General features: G+C 59.7%; 17 protein-coding genes. 11 read left to right on the forward strand and 6 right to left on the reverse strand.

What is annotated here, in order from left to right; translation table 11 throughout:
• The first annotated feature begins 570 nt into the window (after nucleotides 1–570).
• Nucleotides 571–1,089, forward strand: a complete 519-nt coding sequence (locus tag AB7M26_RS08045) for a glycine cleavage system protein R (RefSeq protein ID WP_123497323.1) — start codon at nucleotides 571–573, stop codon at nucleotides 1,087–1,089.
• 215 nt (nucleotides 1,090–1,304) lie between these two features.
• Here the strand turns inward: AB7M26_RS08045 and rarD are convergent, their stop codons facing one another.
• From rarD to AB7M26_RS08070, 5 genes are all read right to left on the reverse strand, one after another.
• The gene (gene rarD, locus AB7M26_RS08050) at nucleotides 1,305–2,192 is read right to left on the reverse strand and encodes an EamA family transporter RarD (protein ID WP_123497325.1); all 888 of its coding nucleotides are present in this window, start codon (nucleotides 2,190–2,192) and stop codon (nucleotides 1,305–1,307) included.
• A 74-nt stretch (nucleotides 2,193–2,266) separates the two neighbouring features.
• On the reverse strand, nucleotides 2,267–3,241 hold the full coding sequence (locus AB7M26_RS08055) for a serine/threonine protein kinase (RefSeq protein ID WP_429388573.1): 975 nt from the start codon (nucleotides 3,239–3,241) through the stop codon (nucleotides 2,267–2,269).
• Nucleotides 3,242–3,448: 207 nt separating this feature from the next.
• Nucleotides 3,449–5,350 carry a PhoX family protein gene (locus AB7M26_RS08060; RefSeq protein WP_123497330.1) on the reverse strand — a complete coding sequence of 634 codons (1,902 nt, stop codon included), beginning with the start codon at nucleotides 5,348–5,350 and terminating at the stop codon, nucleotides 3,449–3,451.
• A 130-nt stretch (nucleotides 5,351–5,480) separates the two neighbouring features.
• Nucleotides 5,481–6,245 carry a TOBE domain-containing protein gene (locus AB7M26_RS08065; protein ID WP_123497332.1) on the reverse strand — a complete coding sequence of 255 codons (765 nt, stop codon included), beginning with the start codon at nucleotides 6,243–6,245 and terminating at the stop codon, nucleotides 5,481–5,483.
• Between the two features lie 63 nt (nucleotides 6,246–6,308).
• The gene (locus AB7M26_RS08070) at nucleotides 6,309–7,049 is read right to left on the reverse strand and encodes a ComF family protein (RefSeq protein ID WP_123497334.1); all 741 of its coding nucleotides are present in this window, start codon (nucleotides 7,047–7,049) and stop codon (nucleotides 6,309–6,311) included.
• Between the two features lie 90 nt (nucleotides 7,050–7,139).
• Here AB7M26_RS08070 and bioB point away from each other — a divergent pair, with 90 nt between their 5' ends.
• The 10 genes from bioB (at nucleotide 7,140) to AB7M26_RS08120 (ending at nucleotide 19,722) form a co-directional block, all read left to right on the forward strand.
• A complete protein-coding gene (gene bioB, locus AB7M26_RS08075; protein ID WP_007904183.1) occupies nucleotides 7,140–8,195 on the forward strand; it encodes a biotin synthase BioB in 1,056 nt (351 codons plus the stop codon).
• Between the two features lie 187 nt (nucleotides 8,196–8,382).
• Nucleotides 8,383–9,561: an 8-amino-7-oxononanoate synthase gene (gene bioF / locus AB7M26_RS08080; protein WP_123497336.1), complete on the forward strand. Its 1,179-nt coding sequence runs from the start codon at nucleotides 8,383–8,385 to the stop codon at nucleotides 9,559–9,561.
• On the forward strand, nucleotides 9,554–10,285 hold the full coding sequence (locus tag AB7M26_RS08085) for an alpha/beta fold hydrolase (RefSeq protein WP_123497338.1): 732 nt from the start codon (nucleotides 9,554–9,556) through the stop codon (nucleotides 10,283–10,285). Before bioF ends, AB7M26_RS08085 begins: the two co-directional genes overlap by 8 nt.
• A complete protein-coding gene (gene bioC / locus AB7M26_RS08090) occupies nucleotides 10,278–11,090 on the forward strand; it encodes a malonyl-ACP O-methyltransferase BioC (RefSeq protein WP_123497340.1) in 813 nt (270 codons plus the stop codon). Before AB7M26_RS08085 ends, bioC begins: the two co-directional genes overlap by 8 nt.
• Nucleotides 11,087–11,767, forward strand: coding sequence for a dethiobiotin synthase (bioD, locus tag AB7M26_RS08095; RefSeq protein ID WP_123497342.1), 681 nt, complete (start codon nucleotides 11,087–11,089; stop codon nucleotides 11,765–11,767). Before bioC ends, bioD begins: the two co-directional genes overlap by 4 nt.
• Nucleotides 11,768–11,888: 121 nt before the next feature.
• Complete coding sequence (locus AB7M26_RS08100; RefSeq protein ID WP_008076394.1) at nucleotides 11,889–12,185, forward strand: hypothetical protein; 297 nt, start codon at nucleotides 11,889–11,891, stop codon at nucleotides 12,183–12,185.
• 277 nt (nucleotides 12,186–12,462) lie between these two features.
• Nucleotides 12,463–14,268 carry a phenylacyl-CoA dehydrogenase gene (locus AB7M26_RS08105; protein WP_095630857.1) on the forward strand — a complete coding sequence of 602 codons (1,806 nt, stop codon included), beginning with the start codon at nucleotides 12,463–12,465 and terminating at the stop codon, nucleotides 14,266–14,268.
• A 227-nt stretch (nucleotides 14,269–14,495) separates the two neighbouring features.
• The gene (locus AB7M26_RS08110; protein ID WP_123497344.1) at nucleotides 14,496–15,785 is read left to right on the forward strand and encodes a GGDEF domain-containing protein; all 1,290 of its coding nucleotides are present in this window, start codon (nucleotides 14,496–14,498) and stop codon (nucleotides 15,783–15,785) included.
• A 90-nt stretch (nucleotides 15,786–15,875) separates the two neighbouring features.
• Nucleotides 15,876–17,672, forward strand: a complete 1,797-nt coding sequence (locus AB7M26_RS08115; protein WP_123497346.1) for an acyl-CoA dehydrogenase C-terminal domain-containing protein — start codon at nucleotides 15,876–15,878, stop codon at nucleotides 17,670–17,672.
• 271 nt (nucleotides 17,673–17,943) lie between these two features.
• Nucleotides 17,944–19,722: an acyl-CoA dehydrogenase C-terminal domain-containing protein gene (locus AB7M26_RS08120; RefSeq protein WP_123497348.1), complete on the forward strand. Its 1,779-nt coding sequence runs from the start codon at nucleotides 17,944–17,946 to the stop codon at nucleotides 19,720–19,722.
• Nucleotides 19,723–19,949: 227 nt separating this feature from the next.
• On the opposite strand, the gene AB7M26_RS08125 is transcribed toward AB7M26_RS08120, so the two are convergent.
• Nucleotides 19,950–20,879 (reverse strand): LysR family transcriptional regulator, encoded by a 930-nt coding sequence (locus AB7M26_RS08125; RefSeq protein ID WP_123497350.1) that lies wholly within the window; start codon nucleotides 20,877–20,879, stop codon nucleotides 19,950–19,952.
• Nucleotides 20,880–20,907: the final 28 nt, after the last annotated feature.

Consider the following 20,907-nt stretch of genomic DNA (forward strand, 5'->3'; position numbering starts at 1 on the left):
TCTGCTCAGCTATTTCGCTTTTCAGCTCTTCAATTTTAACAATGAAGCCTCTGGCCATTTAAACCACAAACCCTTCTACCAGTACATGCCATTGCTGGCGGCTGGGTTCGATCCGATCAACGGCTTTGCGGCCTTGCTGACAGGGCTTTCAGGGGTTGCGACGGACCTGCGGCAGACATCGATCCAGCGTTATGTAGTGCGCGCTGCGGCATACTACATGATGAATTGCGGTTGTGAAAATTAGACTAATTACGTCGTTCTGCGACCCCATGACGCATTGCGGTCATGGCGAGGAACAGGATGTTCTCAAAAAACTATTGGATTGTTCCAGCTAAATATAAAAACTTGTACACATAATCTTCGAAGCCCTGCTATGGGGCACTGCTCTTTGTGGCGAGGGAGCTTGCTCCCGCTGGGGCGCGAAGCGGCCCTCTGCATCTCTCCGAACAGTCCGCATTTTGGTAATTTGGCGACTGCTGCGCAGCCGAACGGGGCAAGCCCCTCGCCACAACCAGCCCCTTGCCTATACTTGTTTTTCTATAACAAAAGTCATGACAAGAGGGCTGCGCCATGAACCACCTCGTACTCACGGTATTCGCTCTGGACAAGCCCGGGCAGGTCGAGCGCATTGCCCAATGCATTGCCGAGCATGGTGGCAACTGGCTGGAGAGCCGCATGTCGCGGATGGCCGGGCAGTTCGCCGGGATCCTTCGGGTGGGGGTACCGGCCGAGGCTTACGATGAACTGGTAGACGCCCTACAGGGACTGTCAGCCCAGGGGATTCGCGTGATGATCGCCGAAAGCGGTATCGAACAATCCTGCACCTGGAAGCCGATTGCCATGGAACTGGTGGGCAATGATCGTCCGGGCATCGTGCGAGACATTACGCGTCTGCTGAGCGAACAGGGCGTGAACCTGGAAAGTCTGGTGACCGAAGTACGCCCGGCGCCGATGAGCAGCGAGCCTTTGTTCCACGCTGAAGCGATTCTCGCGGTGCCGCTGACTTTGTCGCTGGAGGTGCTGCAATCGCGCCTGGAAACCCTGGCGGACGATCTGATGGTCGAATTGGTGCTGCGCAGCGAACCCTGAAAAGGTTATCCAAGTTATACGTGCACCTGCCTGTGGATAACCTGTAGAGACACCTCGCCAGGCCACGTCGGCCGGTGCTCTTCAGGATCTGATCAAAAAACCAGCAGTTTCAGTGACTTGCGCACAAACGCCGGGGATCACGCTGTGGATAACCTTGGGAAGGATGGATGCAGGCCACGGGAGACGTGGCCTGTAGAGATTTGTACGTTTTCTGATCAGCTGCGGCGGCGCAGACTTATCCACGCATCGACGCTGTAAACCGCCAGACCGGCCCAGATAAAGATGAACGCCACCAGCGTGCTGGACGACAAGTGTTCGCCAAACAGCAGAACGGCTTGCAGCAACACCAATGTCGGCGCCAGGTACTGGAGAAATCCGAGGGTGGTGTAGGGCAAGTGCCGTGCGGCGGCGTTGAAACACACCAGCGGCACCAGCGTCACCGGACCTGCAGCCACCAACCACCAGGCTTCAGAGGTGGTCCAGAATTCGGCTTGCGCGCTGCTCGCCGTCGGATTGAACAGCAGCCAGGCGACAGCAATCGGCACCAGCATCCAGGTTTCCACCACCAGCCCCGGCAGCGCCTTGACCGGTGCCTGCTTGCGGATCAGTCCGTAGAAGCCGAAGGTCAATGCCAGCACCAGCGACACCCACGGCAGGCTGCCGACTTGCCACACTTGCTGCGCAACACCGACCGCCGCCAGGCCAACCGCCAGCCATTGCATGCGCCGCAGTCGTTCGCCGAGGATCAGCATCCCCAGCAGCACGTTCACCAGCGGGTTGATGTAGTAACCGAGGCTGGCTTCGAGCATGCGCCCGTTGTTCACCGACCAGACGTAGGTCAGCCAGTTGGCGGCGATCAACGTGCCGCTCAGGGCCAGGATTGCCAGCCGTCGCGGGTTCTCACGCAGCTCGCGCCACCAGCCGGGATGCTTCCAGACGAGCAGCAGCAAAGCACCAAACAGCGCGGACCACAGCACTCGGTGGATGATGATCTCCACGGCGGGCACGTTGGCGATGGCTTTGAAGTAGATCGGGAACAGGCCCCAGATGATGTAGGCACTCAGGCCCAGGATGTACCCGCGACGCGGGTTGGCGGCTTGCATGAGAATCCTTGCTTAGGCAGCTAACAAAGAGGGGATTGTATAGAGGTGTCATGTTTTTACAGGGGCTGGTGTGTTTAGAAGAGTTTTAGTGGCTCTTCATTGAGAGCAGCCAATTGTTCACGCAGCGCCAGCACTTGATCGCCCCAATAGCGCTCGGTACCAAACCACGGAAAACTGCGAGGGAAGGCCGGGTCATCCCAGCGACGGGCGAGCCAGGCGCTATAGTGCATCAGGCGCAAGGCGCGCAGCGGTTCGATCAGCGCCAGTTCCCGCGGGTCGAAGTCGTGGAATTCGTTGTAGCCGTCCATCAATTCCGACAACTGCCCCAGACATTCCTGACGATCACCCGCCAACATCATCCAGATATCCTGCACCGCGGGGCCCATGCGGCAGTCGTCGAGGTCGACGATGTGGAACATCTCGTCGCGACACATCATGTTGCCGGGGTGGCAATCGCCGTGCATGCGGATGTTCTGGTGCGGCGTGGCCTTGTAGACCTCTTCGACCCGCTTGAGCAGGTCGCGGGCCACGGACTCGTAGGCCGGCAGCAAGCTTTTGGGTACGAAATTGCCTTCGAGCAGGGTCGTCAGCGAGTCCTGACCGAAGTTCTTTACTCCCAGCGCTTCACGGTGTTCGAACGGTTTGGTAGAGCCGACCGCGTGCAGGCGACCGAGCAGTTGCCCCAGGCGATACAGCTGATCGAGATTGCCCGGCTCCGGCGCACGGCCGCCGCGACGGGGAAACAGGGTGAAACGGAAACCGTTGTGTTCGTGCAGGCTGGCACCGTTGTGCATCATCGGTGCGACCACCGGTACGTCGCATTCGGTGAGTTCAAAGGTGAATTGGTGCTCTTCGAGAATCGCTTCGTTGGTCCAGCGCTGCGGGCGGTAGAACTTGGCGATCAGCGGCTCGGAGTCTTCGATGCCGACCTGATAGACACGGTTCTCGTAGCTGTTGAGCGCCAGAATGCGGGCGTCGCTGAGAAAGCCGATGCTTTCGACGGCATCGAGCACGAGGTCTGGGGTGAGCGTTGCAAACGGGTGGGCCATGCTGACTCCTGCGCGCAGCAGGCTGCCGCGTCGGGCCAAACATGGTAGCGCAGACGGGGCTTCTTTAGGGGTTGGGCTTGAGGTAAGTGTTGTTCACACCGATGCCATCGCGGGCAAGCCCGCTCCCACATGGATCTTGGGTGTGCACACTATTTGTCACACACAGGAGGACACTGTGGGAGCGGGCTTGCCCGCGAAGAGGGCCTATCAGGCGCCGACGATCCCGCCATCCTCGCGGGAAATCGCCATCACCGAAGACCGCGGCTTGCCGTTGGGCAGATGCTCGGGGAACGTCGACCCACCGTTTTCCCCCGGATGCTGGATCCCGACAAACAAGGTTTTCTGATCCGGCGAGAAGCTGATCCCCGTCACCTCGCAGCCCACCGGGCCGACCATGAAGCGGCGGATCTCGCCGGTCACCGGGTCGGCACAGAGCATCTGGTTATTGCCCATGCCTGCGAAATCGCCTGCGTTGCTCGAATCGCCATCCGTGAGGATCCACAGGCGACCGGCCTCGTCGAAGCCCAGACCGTCCGGGCTGTTGAACATGTTCTGCGGTGTGATGTTCGATGAACCGCCCTTCGGCGTGCCGGCGTGGATGCCCGGGTTGCCGGCGACCACAAACAAGTCCCAGGCAAAGCTTTTCGAGCCGTGATCGTCGCGGTCAGTGCGCCAGCGCAAAATCTGCCCGTAGACGTTCTTCTCGCGCGGGTTCGGCCCGCCCACCGGTTGCCCGTCCTCGCCACGCTTGGCGTTGTTGGTCAGCGTGCAATAGACCTGGCCATCCTTGGGGCTGACGACGATCCATTCCGGGCGGTCCATGCGCGTAGCGTTCACAACGCTGGCTGCGAGGCGTGCATGAATCAGCACTTCGGCCTGATCGGCGAAACCGCTGCTGGCGTCGATGCCGTTTTTGCCGTGAGTCAGTTCGATCCACTCGCCCTGGCCTTTCGGGTGATCGGCATTGCCGTCGCCCGCATCGAAGCGCGCCACGTACAAAGTGCCGTGGTCCAGCAGGTCGCGGTTGGCCTTGGGGTTTTTATGGTTGATCTTGTCGCGGCTGACAAATTTGTAGATGAACTCGCCGCGCTCATCGTCGCCCATGTACACCACGGCGCGACCGTCATTGGTTTCGGCCAGTGCGGCGTTTTCATGTTTGAAGCGGCCCAGCGCGGTGCGTTTGACCGGCGTCGACTGAGGATCGAACGGGTCGATTTCCACCACCCAGCCATGACGATTGAGTTCGTTGGGGTTTTTCGCCAGGTCGAAGCGCGGATCGTGTTGATGCCAGTTGATTTCTTTACTGGCCGCCACCGCGCCGTAGCGTTTCTGCGCGGCATCGAACTTCTGCTCGGCATTGCTACTGCCGAAGCAGTCGGTGAAGTTCTCTTCGCAGGTCAGATAAGTGCCCCACGGCGTCTTGCCGTTGGCGCAGTTCTGGAAGGTGCCGAGGACGTTCTTGCCGTGTTTGTCGGCGCTGGTTTTCATCAGCTCGTGACCTGCCGCCGGACCGCTCAGGCTGATCGGCGCGTTGCCGTGAATGCGCCGGTTGTAGCGCGAGCCCTGGACGAACTGCCACTGGCCGTTTTTGCGCTGCACTTCGATTACCGACACACCTTCGCAGGCCAGGGCCTTGCGCACATCTTCCGCCGATTGCGGCATACCGCTGTGGGGGTAGAGGTAGCGGTAGTTGGTGTATTCGTTGTTGATCGCCATCAGCGCCCGGTCTTTTTCACCGGGGAATTCGAACAGGCTCATGCCGTCGTTGTTGTCGCCGAACTGGACTTCCTGCGCCTGGGCCGTGCCGTTGCCGCTGGGGTCGAACGCCGGGCCATTTTTTTGCAGTGGCTGGCCCCAGCTGATCAACACCGAAGATTTGTAGCCCGGCGGCAGGGTGATGGTATCGGTCGTGGCGGCGGCGATGCTGTCGAAACCCAACAGTTTGCTGGAACCGGCGCTGACGCTGGCGGCCAGCACGCTGCGACTCAGCAGGTTGCCACCGAGAAACATCGCCGCACCGCAGAGGGCGCCCGCGCTGATGAAGCCACGACGGCTGAGGCCGACGATTTTTTCGAGGTCGGTGGGTTGGTTGTCTTCTAATAAGCTCACATCAGGCTCCCTGCGGGTTTTTGCAGCCACCTTAATGGTGGTCGATGAAGCTTTTGTTGCAGCCTCTTAAAATCAGAATCAAAAGATCGCAGCCTTCGGCAGCTCCTACAGCGGTTGCGATGCACTTGGGCTAGAGCGGTGTGCCCAGCAAAATGTTGGATGGCGCGAATTGCACCAGCACCGGTTTTCCGGCGGTGAGTTCGAGGGTCTTCAGGTGCAGCGGCTCGGCCAGGGCGCAAAGTGTCTGGCCATTGGGCAGGCCGATGCGCACTTCGCTAGGGCCGTCGTCGGCGTCGAGGATTTCTTCGATCATGCCCTTCAGGCAGTTGTTGCCGGGCGTTACGGTTCGATCGAAGCCCAGCAGTTCCAGCCAACCGGCCTTGATCAGCGCCACTACTTCGGTGCCGGTCTGCAGTTCCAGGCGCAGAGTGCTGTCGTGGGTGATCTGCGCATCGATCCGCAAACCTTCGGCCAGTTCAAGACGGATGCGGTCGTTGCGTCCTTGTGCATCGATCGCCACGACCTTGCCGTGCAGTTGGTTGCGCGCGCTGGTTCTGAGCATCAGGCGACCGAGCAGGTCCAGGTCACTGGCTTCTTCGGCGGCTTCCAGCACCTGAGTCTGCAAGGCTTGCAGCTTTTGATACAGGCGCAACACGCGCTCACCTTCGCTGGACAGTTTGGCGCCGCCACCGCCCTTGCCGCCGACGCTACGCTCCACCAGCGGTTTCTGCGCGAGGTTGTTCAGCTCGTCGATGGCGTCCCACGCCGCCTTGTAACTCAGGCCGGCGCTTTTCGCGGCGCGGGTGATCGAGCCTTGTTCGGCGATGTGTTGCAGCAACGCGATGCGCTGCGGGCGACGGGCAATGTGCTGGGACAACAACGTAGGCAAGGACATGGCGAGACGCTTTGGGCTGTGGCGATGGGCAGGACGTTGGCGGCTTGGCGCGCGGGAGTCAAGTCAGGTCACGTCGCCAGGTTTTGGAGTACGGGCCAGGCAGTAGACATCGACCCGCGCGGCGCCCGCCTCCATCAACAGGCGAGCCAGGGCCTGGGCGGTGGCGCCGGTGGTCAGCACGTCGTCGACCAATGCGAAGTGGCGACCGTTGATCGAGCCTGCAGGCGCCAGGGCAAAGGCGTGGCGCAGGTTCTTTTTACGGGCGTCGGCATTCAGCTCTTGTTGCGCGCTGGTGTCCTGAATCCTCAGCAACAGCGTTTCATCGCAAGGAATGTCGAGGCTGACGCTGAGCCAGCGGGCGAGCATCGCCGCCTGGTTGAAACCCCGCTGGCGCAGACGTTTGGCGGCCAGCGGTACGGGTATCAGCACATCGGGCCGATCCAGATCTTCATCGAAGCGATGTTGCAGAAACTGAGCGAGAAGTTCGGCGAGCAGGCGGCCAAACGGCCACTTCGCGCTGTGCTTGAAGCGGGTGATCAAACTGTCGATCGGAAAACTGTAAGTCCAGGGCGCGGCGACTCGCTCGAAGGCCGGCGGTTGTTTCAAGCATTGGCCGCAGGTCAGGCCCGTGGAAGGCAGGGGCAGGGCGCAGGTTTGGCAGTGCTCGCCCAGCCAGGGCAACTCGGTTTCGCAGGCCATGCAGATTGGGGTGATGTCGTCCGCGGCTTCTGCGCAGAGCAAACAGATTTGTTTGTTTTTTAACCAGATGTAAACCGGTCCTTCGTATCGTGGTTGACAGCGCATCGCTCTTCCTTAAATATGCCGAACATCCGTGTCGCGTCTGTGGGTATTCCATTCCCCAGCCGCTTGCCAAGCATAAACAAGGAAACGCCCATGAGCGCCAGCACCACTGCAACCCTGCGTCATGACTGGTCTTTGGCCGAAGTCAAAGCTCTCTTCGTTCAGCCATTCAACGACCTGCTGTTCCAGGCGCAGACGGTGCACCGCGCGCATTTCGACGCTAACCGTGTCCAGGTTTCGACGCTGCTGTCGATCAAGACCGGTGCTTGCCCGGAAGATTGCAAATATTGTCCGCAGTCCGGTCACTACAACACCGGCCTGGAAAAAGAAAAACTGATGGAAGTGCAGAAGGTCCTCGAAGAGGCCGCTCGTGCCAAGGCCATCGGTTCGACCCGTTTCTGCATGGGCGCGGCGTGGAAACACCCGTCGGCCAAAGACATGCCGTACGTGTTGGAAATGGTCAAAGGCGTGAAAGCCATGGGCCTGGAAACCTGCATGACCCTAGGCCGTCTCGATCAGGATCAGACCGTCGCCCTGGCCGAAGCCGGCCTGGATTACTACAACCACAACCTCGACACCTCGCCGGAGTTCTACGGCAGCATCATCACCACCCGTACGTACAGCGAGCGCCTGCAAACCCTGGCTTACGTGCGTGATTCGGGGATGAAGATCTGCTCCGGCGGCATTCTCGGCATGGGCGAGTCCCTCGACGACCGCGCCAACCTGCTGATCCAGCTGGCCAACCTGCCTGAGCATCCAGAGTCGGTGCCGATCAACATGCTGGTGAAGGTCGCCGGTACGCCGCTGGAAAATGCTGACGACGTCGACCCGTTCGACTTCATCCGCATGCTCGCTGTCGCTCGCATCCTGATGCCAAAATCCCACGTGCGTCTGTCCGCCGGCCGTGAAGCGATGAACGAGCAGATGCAAGCCCTGGCGTTCTTTGCCGGCGCCAACTCGATTTTCTACGGCGAAAAACTGCTGACCACCGCCAACCCGCAGGCGGACAAGGACATGCAACTGTTCTCCCGTCTGGGGATCCTGCCGGAAGCGCGCGAAGAGCACGCCGACGAAGTGCATCAGGCCGCCATCGAACAAGCGCTGGTGGAGCAGAAGAGCAGCGAGATGTTCTATAACGCGGCTGTCTGAGTCTTCTACCGTTTCGCCTAATTGGAATGCGGTAAAAATGTGGGAGCTGGCTTGTCGGGTCGCCGCATCGCTGCGATAGCGGTCTGTCAGCCACATTGATGTTGAATGTGCTGCAGTCATCGCAGGCAAGCCAGCTCCCACATTAGATCGCATCCAGTCTCACGTTTTTTGATCTACCGAGGCCTGCATGTCTTTCGATCTCGCCGCACGCCTTGCTGCCCGTCGTGCCGAAAACCTTTATCGCCAGCGCCCATTGCTAGAAAGCCCCCAAGGCCCGGAAGTGGTGGTCGACGGTCAGCCGTTGCTGGCGTTCTGTAACAACGATTACCTGGGCCTGGCCAATCACCCGCAGGTGATCGAAGCCTGGCGCGCCGGCGCGTCGCGTTGGGGCGTGGGCGGTGGTGCTTCGCATCTGGTGATCGGTCATAGCGGCCCACATCACGCACTGGAAGAAGCCCTCGCCGAGTTCACCGGCCGCCCGCGAGCTCTGCTGTTCACCACCGGTTATATGGCCAACCTCGGCGCGGTCACCGCGTTGGTCGGGCAGGGAGATACGGTGCTCGAAGACCGGCTCAATCATGCGTCGTTGCTGGATGCAGGGTTGTTGTCCGGTGCGCGTTTCAATCGCTATCTGCATAACGACGCGGCCAGTCTGGCCAAGCGCCTAGAGAAGGCCACCGGCAATACGCTGGTGGTCACTGATGGCGTGTTCAGCATGGACGGTGACATCGCCGACCTGCCGGCGCTGGCGCGGGAAACCAAGGCCAAAGGCGCCTGGCTGATGGTCGATGACGCTCACGGTTTTGGTCCGCTGGGTGCCAATGGCGGCGGGATCGTCGAGCATTTCGGTCTGAGTCAGGAAGACGTGCCAGTGTTGGTCGGCACCCTTGGCAAGGCTTTCGGTACGGCCGGTGCTTTTGTGGCTGGCAGTGAAGAGCTGATCGAAAGCCTGATCCAGTTCGCTCGCCCTTACATCTACACCACCAGCCAACCGCCGGCGCTGGCCTGCGCGACGCTGAAAAGCCTGGAGCTGTTGCGCAGCGAACACTGGCGACGTGAGCATCTGCAGACGCTGATTCGCCAGTTCCGCCAAGGCGCCGAACAGATTGGCCTGGAGTTGATGGACAGCTTCACGCCGATCCAGCCGATCATGATTGGCGACGCCGGGCGCGCAGTTCGACTGTCGCAGATGCTGCGCGAACGCGGGCTGATGGTGACTGCGATTCGTCCACCGACTGTGCCCGCGGGCAGCGCACGTTTGCGCGTAACTCTGACCGCCGCTCACAGCGAGGCGCAGGTACAGCTATTGTTAAATGGACTGGCCGATTGTTTTCAACAACTGGGACCGGAGCCAAGCCATGCGTGATCGTCTGATTCTGCTGCCGGGCTGGGGGCTCGGGATTTCGCCGCTGGAACCCTTGGCAGCGGCCTTGCAGGGGTTGGATGAGCACCTGCGCGTCGAGATCGAGCCATTGCCGGAACTGGAATCGAGTGACCTCGAAGAATGGCTCGATGAGTTGGACTCGACGTTGCCGCAGGATGCCTGGCTCGGTGGCTGGTCATTGGGCGGCATGCTGGCGTCCGAACTGGCGGCGCGACGCGGTGACCGCTGCTGCGGCTTGGTGACCCTGGCGAGCAACCCTTCTTTTGTCGCCCATGAACGATGGTCGAGCGCGATGCCCGGCGAAACCTTCGATGCGTTTCTGGCCGGCTGCAAGGCTGACTCGCGCATGACGTTGAAACGTTTTTCGCTGCTATGCGCCCAAGGTGCCGAAGACCCGCGCGGGATATCGCGACTGTTGCTCGCTGGCGCACCGCATACGTCTTCGCCGGTACTGATGAGCGGCCTGGAGTTGCTCGCACAATTGGATACCCGGCAAGCGTTGCAAGCGTTTCGCGGCCCGCAATTGCATTTGTTTGGCGGCCTCGACGGGCTGGTCCCGGCCGAAGCGGCGGGGGACTTGCTGACGCTGCTGCCGGATGTCGAAATCGGTCTGATTGAACAGGCCAGCCACGCGTTTCTTCTGGAAGACCCCCACGGTGTGGCGGGGGCGATTCAGGCCTTTTTGCATGAGTTCGGTGATGACTGATTTATCCCTTCCCAACCTGCCCGGCGGCTTGCCCGACAAACGCCAGGTGGCGGCGTCCTTTTCCCGTGCGGCGGCGAGCTACGACAGCGTGGCTGAATTGCAGCGCGATGTGGGCAGCGAGTTATTACGTCGGTTACCGGAAGATTTTGTCCCTGCTCGCTGGCTGGATATGGGCTGCGGCACCGGGTATTTCAGTCGAGCCTTGGCGCAGAAGTTTCCTGCGAGCGCCGGAGTGGCGCTGGATATCGCAGAAGGGATGCTCAATCACGCCCGGCCCTTGGGCGGCGCGACCCATTTCATCGCAGGCGATGCCGAGCGCTTGCCGTTGCAGGACTCGACCTGCGATCTGGTCTTCTCCAGCCTGGCGGTGCAATGGTGCGCGGATTTCGCCTCGGTGCTCAATGAGGCGTATCGGGTACTGAAACCGGGCGGTGTTTTTGCGTTTGCTAGTCTGTGTGTAGGCACGCTGTACGAATTGCGCGACAGCTGGCGTCAGGTGGACGGCATGGTGCACGTCAACCGCTTCCGCGAGTTCGGTGTTTACCAACAGCTTTGCGCGGGCAGCGGCTTGAAGATCGTCAGCCTCGAAACGCAGCCGCATGTGTTGCATTACCCCGATGTCCGCAGCCTGACCCATGAACTCAAGGCACTTGGGGCGCATAACCTGAACCCCGGTCGGCCAGGCGGTTTGACCGGCAGGGCGCGGATCCTCGGCCTGATTGAGGCTTACGAGCAGTATCGTCAGGCACAGGGACTGCCGGCGACTTATCAAGTGGTTTACGCCGTGTTGGAGAAACCCTTATGAGCGCAGCCTATTTCATCACTGGTACTGATACCGATGTCGGCAAGACCACCGTCGCCGCAGGTTTGCTACATGCCGCGCGGTTGGCGGGCTTGAGCACGGCAGCGGGCAAGCCGGTGGCCTCCGGCTGCGACCTGACGCCCAAGGGGTTGCGCAACGCCGATGCGCTGGCCCTGTTGGCCGAGTGCTCGATACCGTTGACCTACGAACAGGTCAATCCGGTCGCGTTTGAACCGGCGATTGCACCGCATCTGGCCGCGCGGGAGGCTGGCGTGGCGTTGACCGTGCAATCACTGTTGACACCGATGCGGCAGATTCTCGATATGCAAGCGGACTTCACCTTGATCGAAGGCGCTGGCGGCTGGCGAGTGCCGTTGGCGGATCAGGACAATCTGTCGGACCTGGCAATGGCGCTGGGTCTGCCGGTGATCCTGGTGGTCGGCGTAAGGCTGGGTTGCATCAATCATGCGCTGCTGACAGCTGAGGCGATCGCACGGGATGGTTTGCAGTTGGCAGGGTGGGTGGCCAACATCATCGATCCGAAGACGTCGCGCCTGGAAGAGAACCTCGCGACATTGGCCGAGCGCATCCCCGCGCCATGCCTGGGGCGAGTGCCAAAACTCAAGTCGGTGACAGCCGATGCGGTGGCCGTGCATTTGCAGCTGGACCTGCTGGACTGAATTTGTTGGCTTGAGTTTTAGCTATGACAAGGCACTGTGCCATTAGTGTTTTTGTCGGGCCTTTTGTCGGCGTGTCTGGTTCAATGGCCGCTGTTGATCCTTTGTCGGACGGGTTCCCCCCATGGAAATCTCAGGAAACACCGCTTTTTATGCCGGTCTGAGCACTATTCAGACCGGGCAGAACCGTGTCGATCAGGCGTCGGGTCAGATCGCCAACAACACCATCGAGCGTTCGGTCACCAGTCAATCCTCCGAGGTTCAAGTCGATCGCCTGCGTTCGGTAGACCGCAGCCAGCAATCGGATCTGGCCAGCAATATGGTCGAGATGTCTCAGGGAAAATTCCAGGTGGAACTGGGCGTCAAAGTCGCCAAGGCATCCGATGAAATGCTCGGTACGCTGATCGATACATTTGCCTGAACCCTCGCTGAATCCGCTACTCCAACGCCGCGCCTGTTCGCGGCGTTTTTCTGCGTAAGTCCTTCTGCCTCAACTAATCTCTCCTACATCGCGTGTTGCTCAGTCAACGGCGGTGGGCAGCGGCGTGTCCGAGGTTTTCGTGACGCGATGACGAACGGCAAAAGATCGGCGCTTGACAAGAATTGGGCGTAAACGTATGTTTCAAACAACTGTTTGACCGCCACAACAAATCAACGCGGTCGTTCATTCCCGGTTACATCAGCAGAGGTTTATCGCTATGCCTGACTACAAGGCCCCCTTGCGTGATATTCGCTTCGTTCGTGACGAACTGCTCGGCTACGAAGCGCACTATCAGAGCCTTCCGGCTTGTGCAGACGCAACTCCAGACATGGTTGACGCCATTCTCGAAGAAGGCGCCAAGTTTTGTGAGCAGGTGCTGGCTCCGCTGAACCGTGTGGGTGACACCGAAGGCTGCACCTGGAGCGAGTCCGGCGTTAAAACGCCGACCGGTTTCAAAGAAGCCTACAAGCAATTCGTCGAAGGTGGCTGGCCAAGCCTGGCTCACGACGTAGAGCATGGCGGCCAAGGCCTGCCAGAGTCTCTGGGGCTGGCTGTCAGCGAAATGGTTGGCGAAGCCAACTGGTCGTGGGGTATGTACCCAGGCCTGTCCCATGGCGCGATGAACACCATTTCCGAACACGGTACGCCTGAGCAACAAGAGGCTTACCTGACCAAACTGGTTTCCGGTGAATGGACCGGCACCATGTGCCTGACCGAACCGCACTGCGGCACCGACCTGGGCATGCTGCGCACCAAAGCCGAGCCTCAGGCCGACGGTTCCTACAAAGTGTCCGGCACCAAGATCTTCATCTCGGCCGGTGAACACGACATGGCCGACAACATCGTCCACATCGTTCTGGCACGTCTGCCGGATGCACCGGCCGGCACCAAAGGCATTTCCCTGTTCATCGTTCCGAAGTTCCTGCCGAACGCGGACGGCTCGATTGGCGCACGCAACGCTGTGACCTGCGGTTCCCTGGAACACAAGATGGGCATCCACGGTAACGCCACCTGCGTGATGAACTTCGACGCGGCCACCGGTTACCTGATCGGCCCGGCGAACAAAGGCCTGAACTGCATGTTCACCTTCATGAACACCGCACGTCTGGGTACCGCGCTGCAAGGTCTGGCTCACGCCGAAATCGGCTTCCAGGGCGGCCTGAAATACGCTCGCGATCGTCTGCAAATGCGCTCCCTCACTGGCCCGAAAGCGCCGGACAAAGCCGCTGACCCGATCATCGTTCACCCTGACGTACGTCGCATGCTGTTGACCATGAAGGCGTTCGCCGAAGGCAACCGTGCGATGGTTTACTTCACCGCCAAGCAAGTCGACATCGTCAAGTACGGCGTAGACGAAGAAGAGAAGAAGAAAGCCGACGCACTGCTGGCCTTCATGACGCCGATCGCCAAAGCCTTCATGACCGAAGTCGGTTTCGAATCCGCTAACCACGGCGTACAAATCTACGGCGGCCACGGCTTCATCGCCGAGTGGGGCATGGAGCAGAACGTACGCGACAGCCGCATTTCGATGCTGTACGAAGGCACCACCGGTATCCAGGCACTCGACCTGTTGGGCCGTAAAGTGCTGATGACTCAAGGCGAAGCGCTCAAAGGCTTCACCAAGATCGTCCACAAGTTCTGCCAGACCAACGAAGGCAACGACGCGGTCAAAGAGTTCGTCGAGCCATTGGCTGCGCTGAACAAAGAGTGGGGCGAGCTGACCATGAAGGTCGGTATGGCTGCCATGAAAGACCGCGAAGAAGTTGGCGCCGCGTCGGTGGACTACCTGATGTACTCCGGTTACGCCTGCCTTGCCTACTTCTGGGCTGACATGGCGCGTCTGGCTGCCGAGAAACTGGCTGCCGGCACCACCGAAGAGGCGTTCTACACCGCCAAGCTGCAGACTGCGCGCTTCTACTTCCAGCGTATCCTGCCGCGTACCCGCACTCACGTTGCAACCATGCTGTCGGGCGCCAACAACCTGATGGACATGAAAGAAGAAGACTTCGCGCTGGGTTACTAAGTCCTACGCTGTCTCTTCACAAAGCCGCTGCTTCCTCGGGAGCAGCGGTTTTTTTATGCCTGACGCAAACGATCACGTCTGTAAATATTCCTGACTAAAACGCTAAGAAGAACGCCATTGCTGCCGTTAAAGAGGATGGCGATGTGACACACGTCACATTGCATGTGCTTAGCTGCGCTAAATGCAGGCACAATGCCATCTTTGTTTGCCGGGTCGGAGCTTTACCCTTGCCGCGTTCTTCCGCTGTACGTTTCAGTCACTTTTTGCCATCGCTACTGTTATTGCTTGCGGGGCTTGCGGCTGCCTACGTCAAGGATCTCAACGTCTTCTTCACCTCGTTGTTCAACGTGCTGCCGACGCTGGTGCTGTTGCTCGGCGGGGCGTATTGCGCAGTTTACCGACGTCAGCGTGAACTGTTTCTGATGGTCACGGTGTACATCGCCTACTTTCTGCTCGACACCCAGACCGACTACTACCGCGACAACGGTAAAGTCCGTGACGATGCCGCCGTGGTCTTCCATCTGTGCTGTCTGTTGCTGCCATTACTCTTCGGCTTGTTCGCCGCCTGGCAGGAGCGCACCCATCTGTTTCAGGATATGGTGGCGCGTTTCGCCGTGTTGCTGGCGTTCGGCAGCGTGGCGCTGGGGCTGGAACAGAGTTACCCACAGGCGCTGTTGATGTGGCTCTCGGAGATCCGCTGGCCAGCCCTGCATGGCGCCTGGATGAGTCTGATCCAGTTGTCCTATCCCGTGTTCATCGCCTCGTTCCTGTTGCTGGCCTGGCAATACTGGCGCAACCCAAGACCTTTGCACGCTGCGCAACTGGTGGGGCTGTTGGGATTGTTCTGGATGTTGCCAAAGACCTTCATCCTGCCTTTCACCCTGAACATCATGTGCAGCCAGGTGATGTTGATGATTGCCGCAGCGGTCGCCCATGAAGCCTATCAGATGGCGTTCCGCGATGAGCTCACCGGCCTGCCGGGTCGCCGCTCCCTGAACGAACGCATGCAACGGCTGGGGCGCAATTACGTGCTGGCCATGGGCGACGTCGACCACTTCAAGAAATTCAACGACACCCACGGCCACGATGTCGGCGATCAGGTGTTGCGCTTGGTCGCCAGCAAGCTGTCGAAAATCAGCGGGGGCGGTAGGGCATATCGCTACGGCGGTGAAGAATTTGCTCTGGTGTTCGCAGGCAAAACCCTCGAAGAGTGTATGCCACACCTGGAAGTCATCCGCGAATCCATCGCCACCTACAACATCCAGCTGCGCAATCAGGACAGTCGTCCCCAGGATGACCAGCAAGGACGCCAGCGTCGCGCGGGTTCAGGCGCCTCGAGTGTATCGGTCACCGTCAGCATCGGTGTCGCCGAGCGGTTGGAGCAGCGCACGCCGGAAGAAGTGCTCAAATCCGCTGACCAGGCGCTCTACAGCGCCAAAGGCGCGGGGCGAAACTGTGTGATGGCTTTCGGTCAGAACCGCCGTGGGGCGGTGCGCATGGACGCCGCTGCGGGTTGAGTGATGATGGCGCATTCAGCGTCTGGACTGTGATTGTGAGGCGTGGTGCGCGGCAGTAGGTTTGAGCAATCTGCTGCCGGAGAAATGACTATGCCCGAGTACAAAGCTCCCCTGCGCGATATGCGCTTTCTGATCGACCACGTCTTCGATTTTCACAGCAACTACGCCGCGCTGGGCGCCACCGATGCCAGCCCGGACATGATTAATGCGATCCTTGAAGAAGGCGCGAAATTCTGTGAGAACGTTCTCGCACCGCTGAACCGAAGCGGCGACGAGGAAGGCTGCCATTTCGACAACGGCGCGGTCACAACGCCTACAGGTTTCAAGCAGGCTTTCGCGCAGTACGTGGAAGGCGGATGGCATGGTCTGGCGGCGGATCCGGCTTACGGCGGCCAGGGTTTACCCAGTTCTTTGGGGCTGGTCATCAGTGAGATGGTCGGTTCCAGCAATACCTCCTGGGGCATGTACCCCGGCCTGACTCACGGTGCGATGTCGGCGATTCACGCCCATGGCACCGAAGAACAGAAACAAACCTACCTGAGCAAACTCACTGCCGGCCAATGGACCGGCACCATGTGCCTGACCGAAGCCCATTGCGGCACCGATCTGGGCATCATCAAGACCCGCGCCGCGCCTCAGGCTGACGGCAGTTACGCGATCTCCGGCAGCAAGATTTTCATTTCCGCCGGCGAACACGACATGAGTGACAACATCATTCATCTTGTGCTGGCCAAACTGCCGGACGCGCCGGCCGGTACCAAGGGTATTTCGCTGTTTATCGTTCCTAAATTCCTACCCAATGCTGAGGGCGAGGCGGGTGAGCGCAATGGTGTTTCCTGCGGCTCGATCGAACACAAAATGGGCATCAAGGCCTCGGCCACCTGTGTGCTGAATTTCGACGACGCCAAGGGATTCTTGATCGGTGAGCCGAACAAGGGCCTGAACTGCATGTTCACCATGATGAACCACGCGCGGCTCGGCACCGGCATGCAAGGTCTGTGTCTGGGTGAGGCAAGTTTCCAGGGCGCGATCAAATACGCCAACGACCGCCTGCAAATGCGCTCGCTGACCGGCCCGAAAGCACCGGAAAAAGTCGCCGACCCGATCATCGTTCATCCCGATGTGCGCAGGATGTTGCTGACCATGAAGGCCTTCAATGAAGGCAACCGGGCGCTGACTTATTTCACCGCGCAGTTGCTGGACGTCGCTCATCTGAGCCCGGATGAAACGGCGCGTCAGGAGGCCGAAGACCTGTTGGCATTCCTGACGCCGATCTGCAAAGCCTTCATGACCGACACCGGGCTGGAGGTGACCAACCTCGGCATGCAGGTGTTTGGCGGCCACGGTTTCATTCGTGAGTGGGGCATGGAGCAGCTGGTTCGCGACTGCCGGATCGCGCCGATCTACGAAGGCACCAACGGCATTCAGGCGCTGGACTTGCTTGGGCGCAAGGTCCTTGGCAGTCAGGGAAAACTGCTGCGTGGCTTCACCAAAATCGTCCATAAATTCTGTGCGGCAAACGCTGAACATCCGCAACTCGGCAACTATGTGGCGCAGCTCAATGGTCTGAATCAGCAGTGGGGCGAGTTGACCACCAAGGTCGGCATGGCCGCGATAAAAAATCCGGATGAAGTCGGCGCCGCCTCGGTGGATTACCTGATGTACAGCGGCTACATCATCCTCGGCTACCTGTGGCTACGTATGGCATTGGTGGCCCAGGCGCAGTTGGAGGCGGGCGGCGGCGATGCGGATTACTGCCAGGGCAAGCTGGCGACCAGCGAGTTTTACTTCAAGCGTTTGCTGCCACGTACGGCTGCTCATCGGGCGGCCATCGAGGCGGGCAGCGATTGCCTGATGAAGCTGCCGGCAGAGTTGTTTGCGCTCTGACGATCTGGCTTGAAAAGCTTCGCGGGCAAGCCTCGCTCCTACGGTTCTATGTCGTCTATGTGAAATGGGCTGCGACACGACCTGTAGGAGCGAGGCTTGCCCGCGAATGCGTTCTGGCAGGCGAAAACTATCTCAGATGAAATGTCTGTGACTAAAAATTACAAAACGGTCACTAGTCGACCCTATGTGTCGTAAAAGTTGTTGGGGTACACTCGGACACAACGAAATCACTATTCTACGAACCACCTGTTTAGATCTTGCGAGGTTTGCCATGGCTGACTACAAAGCGCCCCTGCGCGATATGCGCTTCGTCCTCAATGAAGTTTTCGAGGTCGCCAAACTCTGGGCCGAACTGCCTGCGCTGGCCGAGACCGTCGATGCGGAAACGGTCGAAGCCATTCTCGAAGAAGCCGGCAAGGTCACCAGCAAAAGCATCGCGCCCCTGAGCCGTGCAGCTGACGAAGAAGGCTGCCACTGGGCCGACGGTGCCGTCACCACCCCGGCCGGTTTCCCACAGGCTTATCAGACTTACGCTGAAGGCGGTTGGGTTGGTGTCGGTGGTGATCCGACCTACGGCGGCATGGGCATGCCCAAGGCGGTTTCGGCGCAGGTCGAAGAAATGGTCAACTCTGCGAGCCTGTCGTTCGGTCTGTACCCGATGCTGACCGCCGGCGCCTGCCTGTCGATCAACGCCCACGCCAGCGAAGAGCTGAAAGCGGCGTACCTGCCAAACATGTACGCCGGTGTCTGGGCCGGTTCCATGTGCCTGACCGAGCCGCATGCCGGTACTGACCTGGGGATCATCCGCACCAAGGCCGAGCCTCAGGCCGACGGTTCCTACAAAGTCAGCGGCACCAAAATCTTCATCACCGGCGGTGAACACGACCTGACCGAGAACATCATTCACCTGGTACTGGCCAAACTGCCGGACGCCCCGGCGGGGCCGAAAGGCATTTCGCTGTTCCTGGTGCCCAAGTTCATGGTCAATGCCGATGGCAGCCTGGGCGCACGTAACCCGGCGAACTGCGGTTCGATCGAACACAAGATGGGCATCCAGGCGTCCGCAACCTGTGTGATGAACTTCGACGAAGCCGTGGGTTATCTGGTCGGCGAGCCGAACAAAGGCCTGGCGGCAATGTTCACCATGATGAACTACGAGCGTCTGGGCGTCGGCATCCAGGGCCTGGCCACTGGCGAGCGCTCATACCAGAACGCTATCGAATATGCTCGTGACCGCCTGCAAAGCCGCTCGCCGACCGGCGCGCAAAACAAAGACAAGGTCGCTGACCCGATCATCGTGCATCCGGACGTGCGCCGCATGCTGCTGACCATGAAAGCCTCGAACGAAGGCGGCCGTGCTTTCTCGACTTACGTGGCGATGCAGCTGGACACCGCCAAGTTCAGCGAAGACGCCACCACCCGCAAGCGCGCAGAAGACCTGGTTGCACTGCTGACGCCGGTGGCCAAGGCATTCCTGACCGACCTGGGTCTGGAAACCACGGTTCACGGCCAGCAGGTGTTTGGCGGTCACGGCTACATCCGTGAGTGGGGCCAGGAGCAACTGGTGCGCGACGTTCGTATTACGCAAATCTACGAAGGCACCAATGGCATTCAGGCGCTGGACCTTGTAGGACGCAAAATCGTCGGCAGCGGCGGGGCGTTTTACAATCTGTTCGCTGATGAGATTCGTCATTTCATCGGGACAGCCAATACTGACCTGGCGGAGTTCACCCAGCCGCTGAATGATGCGGTGGACACCCTCGACGAACTGACTGCGTGGTTGCTGGACCGGGCGAAAAACAACCCGAACGAAATCGGCGCGGCGTCGGTCGAGTATCTGCAAGCATTCGGCTACATGGCCTACGCCTACATGTGGGCACTGATGGCCAAGGCAGCCTTCGGTAAAGAAGCGCAGGACGACTTCTACGCGAGCAAACTCGGTACGGCGCGGTTCTATTTCGCACGTCTGCTGCCGCGTATTCACTCGTTGAGCGCGTCGGTAAAGGCGGGCAGCGAATCGCTGTTCCTGCTGGATGCTGGACAATTCTGATCCTTTGACGTTATGTAAGCATTCTCTTACATAACGTGCTGCTGTTTTCCCATAGGCGAAGATTGGATCCAGAGCTAATCTACTTCACATGGACGTCGCGCAGGAAGCGCAAAGCAACAACACGGACACGTAGGATTCTGCCAGGACGGCGGAGTGAAATGGATGTCAGGGAAACAGTCTGCAAAGCCCCGCTTCGGCGGGGTTTTCTTTTACCTGGAAAAAAGTGCTCAGCTCAACCCGTCCAGTGTCGCCGGGCCATTCAAGTGGTCATCTGGCCCATTCATCACTTCTTCCAGCAATGTCCGCAACAACGTCAGCGAAGCCTGTTGCCGCTGCACATCCCGACACACCAATCCGACTTTCAGCGGCACCCGCGGCTCGCTCAGTGGTTTCCACAGCAAGGCCTGATCGCCATGGGTCTTTTGTGAGCGCCCAGGCAGAACCGTCGCCAGTCGCGTGTGCGGCAGGCTGTCGAGAATCCCCGCCATGTTGTTCAGCTCAGCCTGCACTTGGGGGCGACGTCCCAGATTGGCTAATTGTGCCTGCCAGATCTGCCTCACTTGGAACTCTTCACCCAGTAGCAACATCGGTAACTCGGCGGCCTGGCTCATAGAGACTTTCTTGAACTCGCGCAACGGGTGGTCCACCGGGATGACAAGGGTCAGTTCATCTTCGTACAACTGCACGCCGTGCAAACCCGGCTGACGGGGCGGCAGGTAACTGATGCCGATGTCCAGTGAACCGTTGAGTAGCCGCCGCTCGATTTCCAGGCCGGTCAGTTCATAGATCTGCACCACCAAATGTGGCTGTGCCTTGCGCACGCGTTCGAGCATTTGCGGCACGAGGCTGGAGTGGACGGTCTGCAGTACGCCGATGGCCAAGGTTCGTAGCGCCTTTCCCTTGAAGTTGCCCAAGGCTTCGCGTGCGCGCTGCAGGCCATCGAGCAAGGGCAGAGCATGGTTGTACAGCGTATGGGCAGCCAGAGTGGGCAGCAGACGTTTGCTGCTGCGCTCGAACAGGCTCACATCGAGGTTTTTTTCGAGTTGGCGAATCTGCTGGGACAACGCTGGTTGGGAGATTGAAAGTCGCTCGGCGGCCCGGCCGACGTGGCCTTCTTCGTAGACCGCGACGAAATAACGCAGTTGCTTGAAATCCATAAGTAATACTTATCGAAAATGCTGGAAA

This window comes from Pseudomonas sp. F-14 TE3482 (assembly GCF_053629455.1).